At 39.6% G+C, this 20,547-nt stretch carries 16 protein-coding genes; 8 read left to right on the forward strand and 8 right to left on the reverse strand.

Going from position 1 to position 20,547, the window contains the following annotated elements; all coding sequences use genetic code 11:
* The first annotated feature begins 65 nt into the window (after nucleotides 1-65).
* Both ACOXY8_RS14475 and ACOXY8_RS14480 read left to right on the forward strand, forming a co-directional pair.
* On the forward strand, nucleotides 66-986 hold the full coding sequence (locus ACOXY8_RS14475; RefSeq protein ID WP_458332323.1) for a DUF4412 domain-containing protein: 921 nt from the start codon (nucleotides 66-68) through the stop codon (nucleotides 984-986).
* A gap of 173 nt (nucleotides 987-1,159) precedes the next feature.
* Nucleotides 1,160-2,413 (forward strand): amidohydrolase family protein, encoded by a 1,254-nt coding sequence (locus tag ACOXY8_RS14480; protein WP_458332324.1) that lies wholly within the window; start codon nucleotides 1,160-1,162, stop codon nucleotides 2,411-2,413.
* A 61-nt stretch (nucleotides 2,414-2,474) separates the two neighbouring features.
* On the opposite strand, the gene ACOXY8_RS14485 is transcribed toward ACOXY8_RS14480, so the two are convergent.
* Together ACOXY8_RS14485 and ACOXY8_RS14490 are read right to left on the reverse strand one after the other, a co-directional pair.
* Nucleotides 2,475-3,794 carry a dihydrolipoamide acetyltransferase family protein gene (locus ACOXY8_RS14485; RefSeq protein WP_458332325.1) on the reverse strand — a complete coding sequence of 440 codons (1,320 nt, stop codon included), beginning with the start codon at nucleotides 3,792-3,794 and terminating at the stop codon, nucleotides 2,475-2,477.
* A gap of 60 nt (nucleotides 3,795-3,854) precedes the next feature.
* Nucleotides 3,855-5,108, reverse strand: a complete 1,254-nt coding sequence (locus tag ACOXY8_RS14490) for a competence/damage-inducible protein A (protein WP_458332326.1) — start codon at nucleotides 5,106-5,108, stop codon at nucleotides 3,855-3,857.
* Between the two features lie 96 nt (nucleotides 5,109-5,204).
* On the opposite strand from ACOXY8_RS14490, the gene paaN reads away from it, so the two are divergent.
* The gene (gene paaN / locus ACOXY8_RS14495; RefSeq protein WP_458332327.1) at nucleotides 5,205-6,860 is read left to right on the forward strand and encodes a phenylacetic acid degradation protein PaaN; all 1,656 of its coding nucleotides are present in this window, start codon (nucleotides 5,205-5,207) and stop codon (nucleotides 6,858-6,860) included.
* A 79-nt stretch (nucleotides 6,861-6,939) separates the two neighbouring features.
* Here the strand turns inward: paaN and ACOXY8_RS14500 are convergent, their stop codons facing one another.
* Both ACOXY8_RS14500 and ACOXY8_RS14505 read right to left on the reverse strand, forming a co-directional pair.
* Nucleotides 6,940-7,140 carry a YgaP family membrane protein gene (locus ACOXY8_RS14500; RefSeq protein ID WP_458332328.1) on the reverse strand — a complete coding sequence of 67 codons (201 nt, stop codon included), beginning with the start codon at nucleotides 7,138-7,140 and terminating at the stop codon, nucleotides 6,940-6,942.
* 107 nt (nucleotides 7,141-7,247) lie between these two features.
* Nucleotides 7,248-8,051, reverse strand: a complete 804-nt coding sequence (locus tag ACOXY8_RS14505) for an SDR family oxidoreductase (RefSeq protein ID WP_458332329.1) — start codon at nucleotides 8,049-8,051, stop codon at nucleotides 7,248-7,250.
* Nucleotides 8,052-8,193: 142 nt separating this feature from the next.
* Here ACOXY8_RS14505 and hemN point away from each other — a divergent pair, with 142 nt between their 5' ends.
* Nucleotides 8,194-9,546, forward strand: a complete 1,353-nt coding sequence (hemN, locus tag ACOXY8_RS14510; RefSeq protein ID WP_458332330.1) for an oxygen-independent coproporphyrinogen III oxidase — start codon at nucleotides 8,194-8,196, stop codon at nucleotides 9,544-9,546.
* Here the strand turns inward: hemN and ACOXY8_RS14515 are convergent, their stop codons facing one another.
* Nucleotides 9,547-11,811: a patatin-like phospholipase family protein gene (locus tag ACOXY8_RS14515; protein ID WP_458332331.1), complete on the reverse strand. Its 2,265-nt coding sequence runs from the start codon at nucleotides 11,809-11,811 to the stop codon at nucleotides 9,547-9,549. It lies immediately after the preceding gene.
* 103 nt (nucleotides 11,812-11,914) lie between these two features.
* Here ACOXY8_RS14515 and ACOXY8_RS14520 point away from each other — a divergent pair, with 103 nt between their 5' ends.
* Nucleotides 11,915-12,403: a DUF4494 domain-containing protein gene (locus ACOXY8_RS14520; RefSeq protein ID WP_458332332.1), complete on the forward strand. Its 489-nt coding sequence runs from the start codon at nucleotides 11,915-11,917 to the stop codon at nucleotides 12,401-12,403.
* Nucleotides 12,404-12,635: 232 nt separating this feature from the next.
* Here the strand turns inward: ACOXY8_RS14520 and ACOXY8_RS14525 are convergent, their stop codons facing one another.
* The 3 genes from ACOXY8_RS14525 to ACOXY8_RS14535 are packed head-to-tail and all read right to left on the reverse strand — an operon-like array spanning nucleotide 12,636 to nucleotide 16,094.
* Entirely contained in the window at nucleotides 12,636-13,385 is a 750-nt protein-coding gene (locus ACOXY8_RS14525; RefSeq protein ID WP_458332333.1) for a succinate dehydrogenase/fumarate reductase iron-sulfur subunit, read from the reverse strand.
* 59 nt (nucleotides 13,386-13,444) lie between these two features.
* Nucleotides 13,445-15,379, reverse strand: a complete 1,935-nt coding sequence (locus tag ACOXY8_RS14530; RefSeq protein WP_458332334.1) for a fumarate reductase/succinate dehydrogenase flavoprotein subunit — start codon at nucleotides 15,377-15,379, stop codon at nucleotides 13,445-13,447.
* A gap of 37 nt (nucleotides 15,380-15,416) precedes the next feature.
* Nucleotides 15,417-16,094, reverse strand: coding sequence for a succinate dehydrogenase cytochrome b subunit (locus ACOXY8_RS14535; protein WP_458332335.1), 678 nt, complete (start codon nucleotides 16,092-16,094; stop codon nucleotides 15,417-15,419).
* Nucleotides 16,095-16,382: 288 nt separating this feature from the next.
* Here ACOXY8_RS14535 and ACOXY8_RS14540 point away from each other — a divergent pair, with 288 nt between their 5' ends.
* The 3 genes from ACOXY8_RS14540 to fabD are packed head-to-tail and all read left to right on the forward strand — an operon-like array spanning nucleotide 16,383 to nucleotide 20,499.
* Nucleotides 16,383-19,172: a T9SS type B sorting domain-containing protein gene (locus tag ACOXY8_RS14540; RefSeq protein WP_458332336.1), complete on the forward strand. Its 2,790-nt coding sequence runs from the start codon at nucleotides 16,383-16,385 to the stop codon at nucleotides 19,170-19,172.
* Nucleotides 19,172-19,567 (forward strand): thiol-disulfide oxidoreductase DCC family protein, encoded by a 396-nt coding sequence (locus ACOXY8_RS14545; RefSeq protein ID WP_458332337.1) that lies wholly within the window; start codon nucleotides 19,172-19,174, stop codon nucleotides 19,565-19,567. Before ACOXY8_RS14540 ends, ACOXY8_RS14545 begins: the two co-directional genes overlap by 1 nt.
* A 47-nt stretch (nucleotides 19,568-19,614) precedes the next feature.
* A complete protein-coding gene (gene fabD, locus ACOXY8_RS14550) occupies nucleotides 19,615-20,499 on the forward strand; it encodes an ACP S-malonyltransferase (protein ID WP_458332338.1) in 885 nt (294 codons plus the stop codon).
* Nucleotides 20,500-20,547 lie beyond the last annotated feature (48 nt).

Here is a 20,547-nt window from a genome sequence, read left to right on the forward strand (position 1 = left end):
TAATAACATTACAAATTTTGGAAAAATTTAGAATTAACTCTAACTTTCAGTAAAACCAATTAATTATGAGAACCACAGTTATAAGACTACTTTTTATTTACGGCCTTTTCTTAATCGCAACTCCATCAGAAGGCCAAATTTTGAAAAGACTTCAGCAAAAAGCTGAAAATGCACTTGAAAAAAAGGTAGAAGAGAAAATTGACCGTGAAATGGAAAAAGCTGCCGAACGCATGGTCGAAAACTCGTGGGATGCCGTATTTGGAGGAGGTGGAGAAGGTGGTAAAGCCGGTGCAGGAATGCCATTTTCACTCAATAGCGACGTTACCACTGAAGATCAATACCAATTCGACATTATTACTACGATGGAGATTGAAAATATCAAAGCAAATGGCAAGTCAGAACCGCCTATGATTATGGAAATGCATTTTCGTGAAGGCGCTCAATATACAGGCACAAAATATAGCAGCGAGGAAATGAAAAAGAATCAGGGTGATATGTTTATCATTTATGATTTCAAAAACTCTGCCATGGTGATGCTAATGGGAAGTGAGGAAGGCAAGTTTTCTTTCGCATATGATTGGACTGATGCATTGAAATCCGTTGAGAACATGGAAGAAACAGAGGAAGAAGTTGATTGGGATGAAATAAACGAATGGGAAGGCTACACAAAAATAGGGACAAAAAATATAGCTGGTTACTCTTGCGATGGGTATAAATCCGAGACAACAGATGCAACTACTGAAATATGGGTAACACGAGAAGAGACCTTTGGAATGGAAAATATGTTTGGTGCAAATGCCAACTCTAAACAAATGAAAGGAAAAATTCCTGAAAACTATCCTTATGGAATGCTTATGGAAATGATCATGGAAGAAAAAGGAAGTGGAGATAAAACAATAATGCGAGTAACTGACGTAAAGAAAAATGCCAATGTAAACTACGATATGAGTGATTATCCAAAAATGGCTTTAGGCGCTAAAAATTAAGCTCCGGCTATCTCATATACACTAAGCTAACTCATAATAGGGTTGGCTTTTTTATTGAAATCAAATTTTGGGTCAGACAATACTGATTCCACCCGCCCCACTTTAAGGTAATTTTGGATAGACCATCTGCTTCAATTTTTATTGTAAATTGAGCGCAAATATTCATCTACCCTATGAAATTCATCTTCACAGTTTCCTTACTATTTTGTTTCCAACCACTATTCAGTCAATATTTACTCAAACCCGATAAAATTTTTGATGGCACACAAATACAAGTAGGCTGGAATGTCCTCGTAGAAGGAAATAAAATTGTGGCTGCTGGGCCATCTGAAAACATTCAAATTCCTGCAGGGACAGAAGTAATAGAATTACCTGGCAAAACCTTACTCCCTGGTTTAATCGAAGGCCATTCTCATTTGCTCCTGCATCCATACAATGAAACCTCATGGAACGACCAAGTCTTGGTAGAGTCTCACGTGGAAAGGGCAATTCGTGGAACTGTGCATGCTGAGAATTCCTTAATGGCAGGCTTTACCACTCTTAGAGATTTAGGCTCTGAAGGTGCCGGATATACTGATGTATATTTGAAAGAATCTATCGAAAAAGGAATTGTGCCAGGCCCTAGATTATTAGTAGCTGGCCCAGCAATGGTTGCGACAGGCTCTTATGGCCCAAAGGGTTTTCATGATGGCGTATCCGTACCCATTGGAGCTGAAGAAGCTGATGGAGTGGATGATTTGATAAAAGTAGTGAGACGGCAAATTGGTAATGGTGCTGATTTCATAAAAGTATATGCCGACTACAGATGGAGACCAGGCGAAATATCTAGACCTACATTTTCACAAGATGAATTGAATCTGATAGTAAGTACAGCAAAAAGTGCAGGCAGATATGTAATTGCACATGCCTCAACTCCAGAAGGAATTCGCAGAGCTGTAATGGCTGGTGTAGAAACCATTGAACATGGTGACGGAGCTACTGAAGAAGTATTGAAATTGATGAAAGAAAAGGGTGTAGCACTTTGCCCAACCATCGCTGCTGGCGATGCAATTACGCAATATGGCGGGTGGAAAAAAGGCGTTGATCCAGAACCAGCACGAATTCAAGCTAAAAGACTTTCCTTTAAACTAGCATTAGAATCAGGCGTGAAAATCGTATTTGGAGGAGATGTAGGTGTCTTTACTCATGGAGAAAATTATCGCGAATTAGAATTAATGGTAGAATATGGAATGACTCCGCTTCAAGCATTAATTAGCGCTACTTCATCCAATGCAGAGATTTTTCATTTGGCCGATCAGCTTGGTCAATTGAAAGCAGGACTTCTGGCGGATATTATTGCTGTAGAAGGTGACCCAACCCAAGATATCAAGGCCATTCGCTCAGTATCTTTTGTAATGAAAGACGGCGAAATCTATAAAAAGGAGTAAAAAAATAAGCCAACTAGGATCACTAGTTGACTTATCTATTTGTATGAGTAATTTTCTAGGATTACACCTCTTTATTCATATCCCATTTCTCAAGATAATCTGCCACTCTTCTTACAAACATCCCTCCCAGCGAGCCATCCACCACTCTGTGGTCATAGCTATGGCTAAGGAACATTTTATGTCTGATGGCAATTACATCTCCACTAGGCGTTTCAAGTACAGCCGGCTTTTTCACAATAGCGCCAAGTGCCATAATTCCCACTTGTGGCTGCATCAAGATTGGTGTCCCCATTACATTTCCAAATGAGCCAACATTGGAAATAGTATATGTACCACCTTCAAGTTCCTCTGCCTTCAATTTATTCTCACGAGCTCTTCTAGCTAGGTCATTCACTTTTTTGGTGATGCCTGTTAAGTTAAGCTGATCTGCATTTCTGATCACTGGCACGATAAGGTTTCCACTTGGAAGTGCTACAGCCATACCGATACTTATCTCCTTACGCTTGATAATTCTATCACCTTCTACAGCAATATTGATCATAGGATAATCTTTGATTGCCTTAACTACTGCTTCGATAAACAAAGGAGTATAAGTTAAAGTATCTCCTTCACGAGCTTGAAATTCCTTTTTCACTTTATTTCTCCATTGTACCACAGGAGTTACATCTGCTTCTACAAATGAAGTAACGTGTGGAGAAATCCTTTTAGAGTCAAGCATACGCTGTGCAATCATTTTGCGCATACGATCCATCTCTATGATTTCATCACCTGGATATATCGGCACTTTCATTACTGGTGCAGTAACAGACGGGCCTTGCATAGTTTGAACTCCTTGTGGCGCAGCAGCAGGTTTTGCTACTCTACCCCCACCTTCTTGGCGTTCTTTTACATAAGCAAGAATATCACTTTTTGTAAGTCTTCCATCTTTACCAGAGCCATTAACAGCTTCCAATTCTTCCATCGGAATTTGCTCTTCTTTGGCGATACTCTTCACTAATGGCGAATAGAATCTTGATGCATTTTCAAATGAAACAGCTTTATGCCCATTAGAATTGGAGCTTCCAGCAACTTCTTGCTTTTGCTCTGCTGCTACAGGTTTTGCTTCGGCAGTTGGTGCACTTACTGGAGCCGCATCACTTCCCTCTGTAGCGATAATCGCAATTGGCTTTCCAACTTCTATAACATCACCTTCTTGAGCCAAAATTTGCTTAAGTACACCTGAATGCGTTGCTGGCACTTCAGTATCTACTTTGTCTGTAGCTACTTCCAGTACAGATTCATCTTGCTCAATGGTATCACCTTCTTTTTTGAGCCAGGTAAGAATTGTACCTTCCATTATACTTTCGCCCATTTTGGGCATCACCATTTCTACTAAAGCCATTATTCGAGTATGTTTAGGTTCTTATAATTATTTACAAAAATACGAAGAACAAAGCCTTTCTCAAGACATTTCCACCAAAGTTCTCCAAATCATATACAAAGAAGCGGTGCCAGTGAGCTGAATATTGAGCCCTCTTTCCTTGGTAAGGCGCAAAAGGCGGGAGGTAGTACCACTTGGAGTCGCCACTGCAACCCACACAGTACCAACAGGTTTGTCTGCCGTTCCTCCAGTTGGGCCCGCAATTCCGCTCGTTGCCAAACCTATATCTGCACCGAATTTATTTCTTACATTTTCGGCCATTTCTTTTACACATTCTTCACTTACTGCACCAAATTTTCTTAAAGTTTCGGCATTTACACCGAGTAAATTCTGCTTAAATTGATTGTGATATGGAATTATAGTTCCTAAATAATAGGCAGAACTACCCGCAACGGAGGTGATTTGATGGGCAATATAGCCACCTGTACAGCTCTCGGCAGTAGCTATAGTGTAGCCTTTTTCGAGTAGCAATTTACCAATTACAAGCTCCAACTCATCATCATCGAAACCATAAGCATACTTAGAAATGATTGGCATCACTTTATCAATCTGCTCTTCAACCTCCCGCTTAAGCGAGTCTAAGTCATCGCCAAAAGCAGTCAGCCTTAGGCGTACTTGAGCCAATTTTGGAAGGTAGGCCAACCTTATATGCATTGGCAATTCACTTTCCCACTCACGTATCACCTCAGCCAATTTCGATTCGGGAATTCCTGCCGTTCTAATCATTTTATGAAAAATCACCGGCATGGTAAATCGTAATCTGATTTTAGGAATCACTTGCTCTTCCATCAACACTTTTACCTCATGCGGCACGCCGGGCATCGATACCAATACTTTTCCTTTTCGCTCAAACCACATTCCAGGTGCTGTACCTACTCGGTTGCTCAAAAAAGTACATTTCTCAGGCAAAAAGGCCTGCTGTCTATTCAGCTCACTCAATTCCCTGCCTCTGGAAAGAAACAAATTTGTCACCTCATCTAATGCTTGCTGATGTAAGGAAATAGGTGAATTATACATTTTTGCCAAGAGTGGCTTCGTAAGATCATCAGGAGTTGGACCAAGTCCACCTGTTACAAGGACAATATCATTCTTAGCCTCAGCCTCTTCGAAGGCATTTAGCATTGCTTGGGCTTCATCTTGCACCGTAGTGTGGCGGGTCACTCGTACACCCAAATCATTCATTACCTGACTCAAATATTGCGCATTGGTATTTAAAATCTGACCATAAAGAATTTCGTCACCTACAGAAATTATTTCACAAAGAATATGCTTCATACAAGCTAATTTTTTAAAATATACCTATTACTCACAATTGGTTTGGAGCCTATCCGTTCGAAGGGCTATATTAGCATAAACGCTAATCAAATACATATGAATTTGTTCGAAAAACATAAAGAAACAATTGAGACGGCAATTAAGGCTCTTCATGATAGAACCTTTTTTGCGCATTACCCTGAACACCCAAAAGCTTATGCGGAAGATGCTGATGCAAAAGGACGTGAAGCATATATGGCTAGATTGGGTAAAAACTTCGATTTGTTATTACAAAGTGGCGAAACGTGGATTGGTGATGAGGAATCTCCTTACACACAAGAAGCGCTAGGTATAAAATATCCTGCTAGCAATGAGGAAACGTTGATTGCAAATGCAAAAAAAGGTGCCGATGCTTGGAGAAAAGCTAGTCCAGAAGTGCGGGTGGGAATTTTGTTGGAGTCGCTGGATCGCTTCCAAAGTAGATTTTTCGAGAATGCCTATGCTACCATGCACACAACAGGCCAAGGTTATATGATGGCATTCCAAGCCTCAGGTCCACATGCGGCTGATAGAGCATTGGAAGCTTTGGTTGCCGGCTATGAGGAACTAAAGAGATTCCCAGCAGAAACTACTTGGGTGAAACCAATGGGCAAATACGAAATCAGTTTGAAAAAGAGCTGGAGAGCGGTACCTAAAGGTATAGCCTTAATTATTGGATGCTCCACTTTCCCTACTTGGAATTCACTACCAGGCTTGTATGCATCCTTGGTTACCGGTAATCCGGCATTGGTAAAGCCACACCCTGGGGCAGTATTACCCATTGCACTAGTTGTAGCAGATATCCAGCAAGTATTGAAAGAAAATGGATTTGATCCAAACATCTGTCAGCTCGCCGTTGATTCCTACTCCGCGCCAAATACCAAAAAATTGGCTGAACACAGAGATGTGAAGATCATCGACTATACTGGAAATGCAGGCTTTGGTAATTATCTAGAAGGCTTAGATGGCAAAGCTGTATTTACTGAAAAAACAGGTGTTAACTCTATTTTGATTGACTCTACAGATGATGTAGATAGTATGATACAGAATATAAGCTTTTCTCTGCTTCTATATTCGGGACAAATGTGTACGGCACCACAAAACTTCTACATACCTGAAGGCGGCATACAGACAAAAGAAGGGCATTTGAGCTATGAGGACTTAGTAGCAAAACTTATCGAGGCGATCAATGGATTGGCACTAAACCCTAAAGTTGGTCCATTTGTGTTAGGAGCCATTCAAAATCCAAATACTAGTCAACGTCTAAGCGATTCTGTCTCTTTGCCAGGTAGCAAAGTATTATTAGAAAGCCAAAGTGTTGAAAACCCAATGTTTAAAAATGCTAGAACTGCGACTCCACTTCTATTGGAAGTAGATGCAACTCAACATGATTTGTTTAGCCAAGAGCTATTTGGTCCGATTGCATTTATTATCAAGGTAAAAGATATTCATCAGGCCTTGGCAATTGCTACAGATTTGGGCAAAAAGCATGGTGCAATGTCCTGTGGAGCATATACCACTAGCCAAGAAGTAAAAGAAAAGATTATGGATGAAATGGCTTTGGCTGGCACACCTGTGAGTTTCAATTTGGCGGGAGGAATATATATTAATCAAACGGCAAGTTTTTCAGATTTCCATGGAACAGGTGGAAATCCGGCTGCCAATGCAAGTTTTACCAATCCAGAATATATTGTGAAAAGATTTACATGGGTGGGCTTTAGAGAACCTGCTTAATGGATTTACCCTATTCTCTCAAAACAGAAAAACCGGCATTCACCGGTTTTTCTGTTTTATAATGAGTCAAATTTTAAAACTACCTTTTGCAAGTTTTTATACCTACCAAAGTATAAAGGGGACAAAAAGACACTAAGCTTGTCAAGACAAAAACTCCTGCCAATACTAGCAGAACGATGCCCAAAGTTCCAGATACTAATCCAGCATAATAGAGGTAAACGAATAGCGCTGCCAATATGAATCGAATGATTTTATCTGCAGATCCCATGTTCTTTTTCATAGCAAAACATTTAAAGGTTAATAATAAGCACAATAAGGTATGTGAGGCCGAAGCACAGTATGCATACGAAAATAAATTTAAGAATTTTGGTTCGCATATTATATGACTTAAGTCACTTTCATTCTGCCTATTAGCTTTCGTAGTAAACTTGGAAAGAATCTTGAAACATATAAGCCGAATATTTCTCTAGTGCCTGCTATATAAATCTCAGCTTTCTCCTTTTCCATGGCAATGCGCATTTTGCGAGCACAAGTTTCTGCTGATATTCCATTTGCTTGCGCATCATCCATTGTACCTTGTTTTTCTCCAGTACCCACAAGTGCATTTACAGACACATTGGTTTTAATAAAACCGGGGCAAACCATCGTTACCTTTATTCCATCATCGTTATTTTCAGCTCTAAGGGCATCGAAAAACCCATGTAGCGCATGCTTAGAAGCAGAATACCCTGAACGTAGCGGAGTTGCAAATTTGCCCACCATACTACTAACTACTACAAAATGGCCAGACTTTAGATCGAGCATATATGGCAATAGATACTTGGTGATGGCTATTGTCCCGAAGAAATTAACTTCGAAAAGCTTGCGATCCACTTCAAGCTTGGTGTCTTTTACTAAGGATCGTTGACTTATACCTCCATTATGCACCATGTAATCTATATGCCCAAAAAAATCTACAGCCTCCCGCGTTTTCTGTTCTAAGGAATCTGATTGAGCCAAATCCAACGGAAGTATCCGAGTAAATTCTTTCGCCCCAAGTGGACAAGCTTTTCGTACTCTCTCCAACTCATCTTGTCTTCTGGCAGATAATATCAGCTTCGCTCCCATTTTTGCAAGCTCGTAGGTGAGCGCCTCTCCTATTCCTGATGAAGCACCAGTGATCCATATAACTTTATTCTTTACAGAACCCATTGCTATTCAATTTTTTAAAAAGATACGAAAATTCAGATTTCTTACAATATCTCGGAATGCATCAAATAATAAAATCAGCACCTTAAATGATTAAAATCAGCTTTTGCTGAGATAGAAAAAGGGATTTTTGCACATGGAAAATATGAAGACCAGGCTTTTTGAAAAATACAACATTCCCGTTCCAAGATATACGAGCTATCCAACCGTGCCATTTTGGGATTCTGAGACATATTCAAGTGAAGGATGGGCAAATCATATTGCCAATCTGAATAAAGAAGTATTGTGTGAAAAGGGAATTAGTCTTTACATCCACCTGCCTTTTTGTGAGAGCTTATGCACTTTTTGTGGATGCAATAAGCGTATTACCAAAAATCATAATGTTGAAGGTGCATACATCGATAATGTGCTCAAAGAATGGAAACTGTATTTAGCTTTATTTCAACATAAACCACTCATTAAGGAAATCCATTTGGGCGGCGGCACGCCTACTTTTTTCTCAGCAGAAAATTTACGTAAGCTTATCTCGGGAATTCTAGAAAATGCTCAAGCAGATTCCGGTATACAGATGAGTTTTGAAGGACATCCCAACCATACTTCCACAGAGCATTTGGAGACTTTATACCAATTAGGTTTTCGCAGAATTAGCTTTGGTGTGCAGGATTATGACCCAATCGTTCAAAAGGCCATTCACAGAATTCAGAGCTTTGAACAGGTACAGAAGGTCACAAATATGGCTAGAGCCATCGGCTTCACTTCCATTAGTCACGACTTGGTATTTGGATTACCATTTCAACATATTCAATCAATTGAAGATAGCATTGCCAAAACCTTGGAGTTGACGCCAGACCGAATTTCATTTTACAGTTATGCGCATGTGCCTTGGATAAAAGGTACTGGGCAACGCGGATATTCCGAGGAAAACCTACCAAAATCTACAGAAAAAAGGGCACTGTACGAAAGAGGAAAAGCTTTACTAGAAAAAGCAGGCTATTTGGAAGTTGGCTTTGACCACTTTGCATTACCTAGCGATGAACTCTTTATGGCAATGCAAAACAAGACACTCCATCGCAATTTCATGGGCTACACAACCATTGCAAGCCAAACGCTTATTGGTTTGGGTGTATCAGCAATTAGTGATGGTGCAGGAGCATTTTCGCAGAATGTGAAAGTGGTTGAGGAATATGAAGCTTTGCTTGCAATAGATAAACTTCCAACAGAAAGAGGTCATTTTCTAAGCGATCAGGATGCCATTATCCAAAAGCAAATAATGGATTTAATGTGCCGATTTGAAACTTCCATAGAAAATCATCCCCAATTGATAGAGGTAATTTTAAGGTTGAAGCCTGTCCTTGAGGATAATTTGGCAAAACTTGAGGAGTCCACTTTAAAGGTATTACCCAATGGGATTCCGTTTGTTAGAAATATATGCTTAGAATTAGATGAAAAATATTGGGAGAAAATACCTAAATCTCAGCTTTTTTCTTCGGCAGTTTAATTACAATATCTGTTGCAATCTACGCAATGCCGCTTGGTTTCTGGGATGATAAATATGATTTAAGATCGATTGTTTTTCGCGGGAGGTTAGATGCCAACTTAGCGAAGCACGCTCTACCTCCTCCTGAAATAAGCGCTCATTCGTAGAACCGGTGGATAAGGAATTATTGATTAAGGCAGGCACTCCCAAATATTGAAATTCGATTCGCTCTATGGGTACAGAAAAACTTGATTGTAAATAAATCAGTTTTTGCTCATTCTTAATATCCTGTTGCTTTGCCCAATTGTTTGTTAAGGCACTCAACGGAACAAAAAGTTTTTGAATGAGCGTCCGTCTGAATTGCTCCTTCACTTCAGGTATTCTTTCAGAATCTCTAATAGACACTACTATTACTCCCGATGTGTTTTCCTCAATCCAATCTTGAAACGCATCCAAAAAATCCATCGCATCAGATAGCCCAAAGTTATCAGCTAAACCTGCATCCATTATTTCCATGGCGGGCTCTGTAGGTAAGTACACATTTGGACTGATATAAGGAAAAGTCGCATTCATCCGTAAAGCCGTAAGAAACCTCAAGCTATCAGCGGAGTGGTGGCTAAACAAGCGTTGAAAGTCGATGCCCCCATTCAATTTGTTTGGCTGATAGGTTGCCAAAAAGCTGAATGATTGAGGAGAAATATAAAGTTTGCGTCCGTTGTTCACTACAGAAGGCGCTATTAATACCATCGGGATTTTGGCAGATTGCTCTGCTTCCCGATATGCGCCAAGTGGCCGATCCAACATTCCATCGGTATTCGCATTCAATTGCTGCTCAAATGCATAGCCTCTTTCCTTACTATAAGCACGTCCGTTGTATTTGAATTTCTGTTTGATAAAGAAAAAATCATTGACAATAAGCGTAAAAATGATTGGGTTGAGTAAATCTTTGGCGATTTTTTGGGTATAAACTGGAGAATAAGGATTTACTTCTTCTGACAACAATTCCCTGTATTTCAATTCCCTAAAATAGGCTGCTCCTACCATTCCTCCAGAGGCGCCTGCCATTAACACAGTACGGTCGAATAATTTACCCTCAGTTAAACTGTCAGCATTCTGGAGTACATGTAAATTCCATAGAGCTGAACGCAAACCACCTCCACTACTACCAATTACAACTAATTTGGGTTTTTCTTCACCTACTTGCTTTGCTCTCCAGTTTTCAAGAATATTGAGCATTTTCACCTTATCCTCCCGCGCATTTGCTTCACTGTGCAAACTGTCTAGCGTATATCTTTGAAAAGTTTGTGGTGTAGTATCGTAATTTAAACCATAAGCTTGATAAGGCTGATTCAACCAGCCAATTTTGACAAGAATATTGACTCCGATCAGAATGGCAATTAAAGCAACCGAAGCCCATTCCCTAAACCAATATGAAATAGCGCCTCCAAGCATCACCAATAAAGTAAATAATAAAATCGCACTTGCTGCTGCTGGGATTTGGAAAAAGGAATTATCACGAAACAAACCAATCAAAATAATGACGACAAAAATTACAAGCTCAATGATGACTGAATTCAAGTGGTTTTGGTCAAATACCTTTATGATAGCCGCGCGATCAAAATTGCTAATACGGTATGGAGTAGTTTTGATTTGTCCAAACTCGGTGAGATAATTATCCACCCGGGTTTTCCGTCCACTTTCCTTATTCAATTTATCTACCACATTCACTCTAGTGATTTTGGCCTTTTTCAGTTTCACATCGAGGCTGCGAGCAATTAGTCTGAATATATCCTTATTGGTAAATCGAAAATAGGTGAATAAGAATGTGAGCATTATAATTACCCCAGCCAACAAACCTATTATTTTGATCGTGATACTGCCTGGCTCAATCTGCTCACTCATTCGCTGAAACTGCACAATCTTGTTGATATAGACAATTATAAAGCTTAAGGGTATAATGAGATTGTTGACAAAGAACTTTGAAAAGGGGCGTTTTAAAGTTCCAAGAAATGAATATCTAGGGCCATCTAGAATATATGATGAAATATTAAAGGCCATTATAAATCCGCCTAAAACAATTCCTACTACAAAGAAGCTCAGAAAGCCCGTTTGCCCTAAATATTCTGGATCTAAAAAAAGGTATGGAATGCCAAATACTCTACCGAAGTTGCCTGTGACAGTAATGAACAATAGAACCCATATCAATAGTAAGCCATGATTCTTCTTAAGATGTAAGAAGAATAATTGAATTGGGAAAGAGTAAAAAATTTTATTGAGTACTGTCATTTATGCACAAACTACCACGCAAAAATGAATCTAAAAACTGTTTCTGATTTTTTCTGTTCCAAGCCTAAATTTCCTTTTAACTTGCAGCTTAAAATTAGAGAAAATGCATAATTGGTTTTTAGCAAAAGTAAAGTGTATCCGCGAGGATGATAAGGGTAGTTTGAGAAAATTCACCGATCAGTATATGGTAGATGCTTTGTCATTTACCGAAGCAGAAGCAAAAGTTCACAATTTGGTGAAAGACCAAGTGCGGGGGGAATTTGAAGTAAGTGGCCTAACAAAATCGAATGTGACAGATGTATTTCAATATTCAGAAGATGAGTATTGGTACAAAGCAAAAGTTACCTATCTAGTGCAAGATGCAGACAGCGGCAAGGATAAGCTTTACAATTTGTATATGATGGTTTCGGCAACGGATTTGAAAAATGCCTACGAAAGACTTGATGATAATTTGCAAGGAATGATAAACAACCCACGCATCGTTCAGATACAAGAAACACCAGTAATGGGTGTGATTTGGAATGAGAGTAAGGAGGAAGATTTGGTTGATGGAATTGCTGGCGATACTTCTATAGCCGAGGAAGATTTGTAGGAATAAATTACTGACCAAAAAGAATATTGAATTTCGGGTTTTAGCGGGAGGATGGGAATACTACTTTACTTAAAGCTAATTTACTTTTCCTGAAATTGCTACCGATCGGTAGCCGAGCTGAAAATTTCGATTACGTCAATTTCCTAGCCTTAAATTCCCCACAAAACAAAAAACCTCAACAAAATCAATTGCTGAGGCTTTTCTTATTTTTCAGATTGGCTTTAGCCTTTACTTATACATTGTCAGAGCTCGCTTTTGCAGAAAAGTATTCTCTGTTCATTCTAGCGATATTGGTAAGGCTAATGCCTTTTGGACATTCGGCTTCGCAAGCACCCGTATTGGTACAAGCTCCAAAACCTTCTGCATCCATTTGAGCTACCATATTCTCTACGCGTGATTTACGTTCTACTTTACCTTGTGGCAACATAGCCAATTGCGACACTTTCGCAGAAACGAATAGCATAGCTGAGGCATTTTTACATGCAGCCACACAAGCACCGCATCCAATACAAGTAGCAGATTCAAATGCTTCGTCCGCAACTCTTTTTGGTATAGGAATTTCATTCGCGTCCGGTACACCACCAGTATTTACGGATACATATCCTCCCGCTTGGATTATACGGTCGAATGCGCCTCTATCTACTACTAAGTCTTTTACAACCGGGAATGGCTTAGCTCTCCATGGCTCAATGGTAATTGTTTCTCCATCCTTGAAACTTCTCATATGAAGCTGACAAGTAGTAGTTTGCAATGGGCCATGAGGATTGCCATTTATATACAATGAGCACATTCCACATATACCTTCTCTACAATCATGATCGAAGTGTACTGGATCTTCTCCTTTTGCTTGTAATTGCTCATTGAGTACGTCAAGCATTTCTAAGAAAGACATATCCTTAGATACTCCATTTACTGGGTAGCTTTTGAAACCTCCCGCATCTTTAGAGTTTTTTTGACGCCATATTTTGAGTGTAAGATTCATCCTTTTTGTATTTATTATTAGCGAATCATTTTCTGTTTTTTGAATTCAAATTGCTGTAATTACTTGTAACTTCTTTGCGTCAATTTCACATTTTCGAACACAAGTTCTTCTTTATGCAATTCTTCTTCTATGTTGTCGCCTTTGTACTCCCATGCGGAAACAAAAGCAAAGTTTTCATCATCTCTTAGCGCTTCACCTTCCGGAGTCTGGTATTCCTCTCTAAAGTGGCCACCACAAGATTCGTTTCTACTTAATGCATCGGTTACCATCAACTCTCCTAATTCAAGGAAATCTGCCACACGGTTTGCTTTCTCGAGCGATTGGTTCAACTCTTCGTTTTCACCCATCACATTTACATTCTCCCAGAATTCAGCTCTCAGCTTTTGGATTTCCGACTTGGCAAAGGTTAATCCCTCAGCCGTACGCGCCATTCCACAATAGTCCCACATAATTTTGCCGAGCTTCTTATGGTAATAGTCTACTGACTTATCTCCTTTGATATTCAACAATTTGTTGATTCTGCCATTTACTTCATCTTCCGCCTTTTTGAACTCAGGGTGGTCGGCAGAAACTTTATCGTATGGAAGGGTGGCTAAATAATCACCTACTGTGTATGGCGCTACAAAATAACCATCCGCAAGTCCCTGCATCAATGCAGAAGCTCCAAGTCTATTCGCACCATGATCTGAGAAGTTGGCTTCTCCTAAAGCGTATAAGCCTGGTACGTTTGTCATCAGATTATAATCTACCCAAAGTCCGCCCATCGTATAGTGAACTGCAGGATAAATCATCATTGGTGTTTCGTATGGATTTTCACCGGTAATTTGCTGGTACATATCAAATAAGTTACCATACTTAGCTGCTACCAATTCCTTCGTATCACGCTTGATAGCGTCTCTGAAATCTAGATAAACAGCTTCACCAGTTTCATTTACTCCACGACCTTCGTCGCATACATATTTTGCATTTCGAGAAGCAACATCTCTAGGAACTAGGTTGCCAAACGAAGGATATTTTCTTTCTAGATAATAATCTCTATCCTCCTCAGCGATGTCTCTTGGCTTAAGTTTGCCACTTCTAATTTGCTGAGCAAGCTCTACAGTTTTTGGAACCCAAACTCTACCATCATTTCTCAATGACTCCGACATCAAAGTCAATTTGGACTGATGATCACCTGAAACTGGAATACAAGTAGGGTGAATTTGTGTGTAGCAAGGATTTCCGAAGAACGCACCTTTTTTATGTGCTCTCCAAGCAGCTGTCACATTTGATCCCATTGCATTGGTAGAAAGGAAGAAAACATTTCCATAACCACCAGTACAAAGCAATACAGCATGAGCTGAATGAGATTCGATAGCTCCAGTAATTAGATTTCTGGTTACAATACCTCTGGCTTTTCCATCGATAGTCACCAAATCAAGCATTTCTGTTCTTGGGTATAATTTCACTTTACCCGCAGCTACCTGACGGCTCAAAGCTGAATATGCACCCAATAGTAATTGCTGTCCAGTTTGGCCTCGAGCATAAAATGTACGGCTTACTTGCGCACCCCCAAATGAGCGGTTGGAAAGCAATCCACCATAATCTCTTGCAAATGGAACACCTTGAGCCACACATTGGTCAATGATATTTACAGAGACTTCTGCCAATCTGTAAACATTTCCCTCCCGCGCACGATAATCACCGCCTTTGATAGTATCGTAAAATAAACGGTATATACTATCACCATCATTTTGGTAATTTTTGGCGGCATTTATACCACCTTGTGCTGCAATACTGTGTGCTCTTCTTGGGCTATCTTGAAAACAAAATGCTTTAACATTATAACCTAATTCCGCCATAGAAGCTGCTGCAGATGCACCCGCCAAACCTGTTCCCACTACGATAATATCGTACTTCCTTTTATTGGCTGGGTTTACCAGCTTCATATTAAATTTATGCTTAGTCCACTTTTCGGCTAATGGACCTTCAGGGCTTTTAGAATTTAGTTTCATTGAGCTCATATTTTGTTCAGTTTCCTAACCAGCTGTATCAAGCTAAGGTTTTAATAAAAAGAAAAATCGGGATGATTGCGAAACCAATCGGAATCAATATTGAAATAAGTAATCCCAATTTGCTAATTAGCGGAGAATATTTCGGGTGATTCCATCCCAATGTTTGAAAAGCACTTGCAAAACCATGTGCTAAGTGAAAAGCCAAACCGACCATAGATACTACATACAATAGCACATATAGCGGCTGAGCAAATGCTGCTGTTACTACTGAGTATAAATCCTTATTACCGTTCATATCAACGCCGATTTCTCCCCAGTGCATTTCGTACCAGAAATTACGCAAATGAATTACCAAGAAAATCAAAATGATCGTACCCAATAAACCCATGTTGCGGGAGTTCCAACTCACTTTGGACGAAGGCGAATTCTTTGCATATTTTACAGGTCTTGCACTTTTATTCTTGCTTGTAAGAATGATAGAATAAATCACGTGAAGCAAAATACCAGTGTACAAAATGTAAGAAGCTGCCTTAATCAAAGGGTTAGTAGTCATGAACTTTGCATACGCATTGAAGGCCTCGCCTTCATCATTCATAAGCAACTGAAAATTACCCGATAGGTGGACGATTAGAAAAGTAACTAAAAAAAGCCCTGTTAGAGCCATTAAAAGTTTTCGTCCCAGTGTACTTGAAAGTGTTTCTGTTAACCAGCTCATTATTTACTATAGATTTAGATATATCTTAATTAATAGGAATCCAAAGGTACATTCGGAACTATTAAGGTGCAATCCGTCTGTATCAATTTAGAAATTCTATAAATACTAATTGTGTCTTCGAAGCTGGGCTTCTATCCAATATTTCAATTAGTAGAATAAATTGCCCGATTAGCAAGCAATTTTTCTTATTTATAAACATCTTTGCAAAGAACAGTTCTGTAAACTGTTTGTTTATTTTTCCGTTTGATTTACGGAAGTTATATATTTAGTGATTCTAAATTTTTCTACATGAAGCGCCAACTTGGGCTCAGCTTATTCTTCTTAATCATCAGCTTTTTTAGTTTTTTAAAAGTTGAAGCTACACATATTAGAGCTGGAGAAATTATTGCCACCCGCCTGCCGGGACCTACACTTACTTACCGTATTACAGTAATTGCTTACAGAGATACTGGATCGCCCGTACCTTTTGGAGCGGGAAATCTGAATTTCGGCGATGGTAGAATAGTTAACCTTGAACAAGCTAGCCAAATTGCAGGAAACTCATTCGTACGAACGGATCTTGGAAATAGTGTTGAATCTAATATTGTAACAATAATTCACACCTTTCAAGGAGCTGGTTTTTATACGATCAGTTATGCCGAAGATTTTAGAAATGAATTTGTTCTTAACATGACTGAATCTGTTACTACTCCTTTTTATGTAGAAACACAGTTATTGGTCGACCCTTTCCTTACTGTAACAAATACACCGGAGTTACTTGTACCACCTGTTGATAGAGGCTGTACAAATGTGAGATTTATTCACAATCCTGGGGCATTCGATTTAGACGGTGATAGTATAGCCTATAAGTTAGTAGTACCTAAGCAAACAAGAACGCGGGAGGTAAATGGCTATAGACCTCCAAACGATCCTGTATTTGGAGGAACTACGCAAGATGGCACAGGCGCTCCGACTTTTGCCCTCGATTCAATTACAGGCGATTTAATATGGGATAGTCCAGGTACTACTGGAGAATACAACGTGGCATTTATTGTAGAGGAATGGCGAAGAATAAACGGTGAATTTGTTCGAATAGGATATGTAACTCGAGATTTGCAAATCATCATTGAAGATTGTGATAATGATCCACCAGATGTTCAAATACCACAAGATATTTGCGTAGTTGCAGGAACGCTAATCACCGAAGAAATCTTAGGTATTGATCCAAATGGAGATCCAATATTGCTAGAAAGCTTTGCAGGTATATATGATATTGGTAGTGGTTCGGCGACCTTCTCTCCTATTACTGATGACTTCCGTCCTAGCCCCGCATCTGGCACATTCACTTGGCAAACCGACTGTAGCCATGTAAGACAACGGCCTTATCAAGTTCAATTCAAAGTGACAGATGACCCACAATCAGGTCCAAACTTGGTGAATATCAAAACTTGGAACATCACCGTGATTGCTCCTGCACCAGAGCTACAATCTGTGGTTCAAAGCCCAGGCAAAGTCGTAGATTTAGAATGGGATCCATACGATTGCTTTGCAAATGCAGAAAGCTTAGAGATTTACCGTCGTATTGGAAGCAATCCTTACGAACCGGATGAGTGCGAAACTGGAATTAGATCAGGATACGAATTAATAGGCTCGGTAGATCCTTCCGATACAGCTTTCACCGATGATACTTTCTCTAATGGGCCAGTAGTTGGCAATATGTATTGTTACAGAATCTTTGCTAGATTCCCTCAACCTGGAGGTGGCGAAAGTATTGTTTCTAGGGAAATATGTACCATGATTAATGTGGATGTGCCTATCCTTACCAATGTAGATGTAAGAGAAACGGATAGTAGCAATGGCCAGATTTTCGTGAAGTGGACCAGCCCTTTCGAAATTGATGTAGAAAGATTCCCTCCTCCATTTACTTACGAATTGTACAGACTAGAAAACCTAGAAGGTGAAAGCAATAAAACTTTAGTAACATCCACACAGGATACAGTCTTTTTAGACACAAACCTGAATACTGAGGACTTAGCTTATCGTTATCAAGTCAATTTGCTTACCAGTGAAAATGAGCTTTTAGATTCATCAAGTATAGCTTCAAGCGTAAGACTTACAGCAAGTCAAAGCACCAATCTAATTAACCTTACTTGGGAGTATAATGTATCATGGAACAATGAAACAGAAGATTTTCCATACCACTATATATACCGAAATAAAATTAACCCGAATGATCCTGATGCATTTGTACTAATTGATAGTGTGAATGTATTGACTGGTGGTTTAGAGTATACGGATTCCAATGACCAAGGAAGAGAGTTAATTCCTGATGAAATTTATTGCTACTTTGTTTCTACTCAAGGGACTTACGATATGGAAGAAATCCCACGTCCTTTAATTAACAACTCTCAAATTGCTTGTCAAACGCCAAAAGACATTACAGCTCCTTGTGCGCCAGTTTTGGAATTGACAACTCCAGATTGCGAAGAGTTCTTTGCTGATAAAGAATGTGGATACAGAGGTGATTTCTTTAACTCCTTTAGTTGGACTCCTACCATTAGTGAAGAATGTGAGGATGATATAGTTTCTTTCAAAATATACTTCTCGAGTACTGGGCCTGATGGAGATTTCCAAGAAATTGCTACTGTTCCTGCTGAAGATAGGGAATTCATCCATGAGCAATTAGCTTCATTTGAAGGTTGCTATGTAATCACCGCGATTGATGAGGCTGGAAATGAAAGTGAATTTAGCAATGTGATCTGCAATGAAAATTGCCCACAATACGATTTGCCAAATGTATTTACACCAAATGGCGATGGCTCAAATGATACCTTCAGAGCAATAGGTAATCCATTATCTGCATGTCCTCGGTTTGTGGAATCTGTAAGAGTTAAAATAGTCAATCGTTGGGGCATGGAAGTATTCTCATATCAGTCGAATACTGCCGAAGGGATATTCATAAACTGGGATGGTAGAGACATGGATGGAAATGAATTGCCAGCCGGCACGTACTATTACCAAGGTGAAGTTACGTTCATGACCAACGACCCAAGTCAAAGAAGCCGCGAGCTAAAAGGCTGGGTGCAAATGATGCGCTAATGGAAAAGCAAATCATTCTCTTTGATGGGGTTTGTAATCTTTGCAATAGGTTTGTGAATTTTGTGATCGACTACGACAAAAAGAAATATTTTAAAATGGGTGCCCTTCAATCTGATGAAGGGCAATCTATTTTAAAAGAGAGAGGACTTGAACATTTAGGCATCAATAGTGTGGTTTTAATCACTCCAGACAATTATTACAAAGAAAGTAGAGCTGCCTTAGAGATTTTGAAAAAATTGAATGGCATCTGGCCAATACTCTATATTTTCATTATCCTCCCGCCTTTTCTACGAGACGGTGTGTATAGATGGATAGCTACAAATCGCTACAGCTGGTTTGGCAAATCAGATTCCTGTCGCATGCCTTCTCCCGAAATTAAAGATCGGTTCATTTAACCATCTTGAAATAATTCCTAATTTCGTTTTTCATTAACCTCTATAACATGAGTAAAGCATATATTTTCCCTGGGCAAGGTTCCCAGTTCCCAGGTATGGGCAAAGACCTATATGACAGCAACGATAAAGCACGAAAGTTTTTCGAAGATGCCAATGACATCCTTGGTTTTAAGATTACCGATGTAATGTTTCATGGCACTGCTGAAGAACTAAAAAGCACTAATGTAACACAGCCTGCTGTATTTCTCCATTCTGTAATTCTGGCTTTATGTAAGGAAAATGACCAACCCGATATGGTTGCAGGACATTCATTAGGCGAGTTCTCTGCATTAGTTGCCAACCGTACTTTGACATTTGAAGATGCGCTGAAATTGGTAGCAAAACGAGCTGATGCGATGCAAAAAGCCTGTGAAATTGAGCCTAGCACTATGGCGGCTGTATTGGGAATGGACGATGTAAGAGTAGCCCTTATTTGTGAAGCTGTGCAAAGTGGCACGGTGGTTCCAGCAAATTATAATTGCCCTGGACAATTGGTGATTTCCGGTGCACAAGCTGCAGTTGAAGAAGCTTGCGAAAAATTGAAAGAAGCAGGTGCAAAACGTGCACTTATATTGCCAGTAGGTGGCGCATTCCACTCTCCATTGATGGAACCGGCGCGGGAGGAATTAGAAAAGGCTATCCGAAATACTAAATTCAACGAGCCTATTTGTCCGATTTACCAAAATGTAGATGCTATGCCATGGACAGACGTTCACAAAATACAAGAGAACCTCATATCCCAACTTACATTTCCTGTAAAATGGACACACACCATTCTCAATATGGTTTCTGATGGTTGCACAGATTTCTATGAATCTGGTCCGGGAAAAGTGTTACAAGGACTTGTTCGCAAAATCCATAATGAAGCAAATGCAAGTAGCTTAGAACTTTAAAACGATAAAAGCCCAATCTGATTTGGGCTTTTATTTTTGAATAAAAAT

It is taken from the genome of Peijinzhouia sedimentorum, from assembly GCF_049340005.1.
Taxonomy (GTDB): domain Bacteria; phylum Bacteroidota; class Bacteroidia; order Cytophagales; family Cyclobacteriaceae; genus CAXBDP01.

Excerpts from the sequence above, each read along its gene's own strand:
- ACOXY8_RS14515 (WP_458332331.1), bottom strand. The coding sequence starts at position 11,811 with ATGACAGTACTCAATAAAATTTTTTACTCTTTCCCAATTCAATTATTC.
- ACOXY8_RS14505 (WP_458332329.1), bottom strand. The coding sequence starts at position 8,051 with ATGGGTTCTGTAAAGAATAAAGTTATATGGATCACTGGTGCTTCATCA.
- ACOXY8_RS14535 (WP_458332335.1), bottom strand. The coding sequence starts at position 16,094 with ATGAGCTGGTTAACAGAAACACTTTCAAGTACACTGGGACGAAAACTT.
- ACOXY8_RS14490 (WP_458332326.1), bottom strand. The coding sequence starts at position 5,108 with ATGAAGCATATTCTTTGTGAAATAATTTCTGTAGGTGACGAAATTCTT.
- ACOXY8_RS14520 (WP_458332332.1), top strand. The coding sequence starts at position 11,915 with ATGCATAATTGGTTTTTAGCAAAAGTAAAGTGTATCCGCGAGGATGAT.
- ACOXY8_RS14480 (WP_458332324.1), top strand. The coding sequence starts at position 1,160 with ATGAAATTCATCTTCACAGTTTCCTTACTATTTTGTTTCCAACCACTA.
- hemN (WP_458332330.1), top strand. The coding sequence starts at position 8,194 with ATGAAGACCAGGCTTTTTGAAAAATACAACATTCCCGTTCCAAGATAT.
- ACOXY8_RS14485 (WP_458332325.1), bottom strand. The coding sequence starts at position 3,794 with ATGGCTTTAGTAGAAATGGTGATGCCCAAAATGGGCGAAAGTATAATG.
- paaN (WP_458332327.1), top strand. The coding sequence starts at position 5,205 with ATGAATTTGTTCGAAAAACATAAAGAAACAATTGAGACGGCAATTAAG.
- ACOXY8_RS14500 (WP_458332328.1), bottom strand. The coding sequence starts at position 7,140 with ATGAAAAAGAACATGGGATCTGCAGATAAAATCATTCGATTCATATTG.
- ACOXY8_RS14525 (WP_458332333.1), bottom strand. The coding sequence starts at position 13,385 with ATGAATCTTACACTCAAAATATGGCGTCAAAAAAACTCTAAAGATGCG.
- ACOXY8_RS14540 (WP_458332336.1), top strand. The coding sequence starts at position 16,383 with ATGAAGCGCCAACTTGGGCTCAGCTTATTCTTCTTAATCATCAGCTTT.
- ACOXY8_RS14475 (WP_458332323.1), top strand. The coding sequence starts at position 66 with ATGAGAACCACAGTTATAAGACTACTTTTTATTTACGGCCTTTTCTTA.
- ACOXY8_RS14530 (WP_458332334.1), bottom strand. The coding sequence starts at position 15,379 with ATGAAACTAAATTCTAAAAGCCCTGAAGGTCCATTAGCCGAAAAGTGG.
- ACOXY8_RS14545 (WP_458332337.1), top strand. The coding sequence starts at position 19,172 with ATGGAAAAGCAAATCATTCTCTTTGATGGGGTTTGTAATCTTTGCAAT.
- fabD (WP_458332338.1), top strand. The coding sequence starts at position 19,615 with ATGAGTAAAGCATATATTTTCCCTGGGCAAGGTTCCCAGTTCCCAGGT.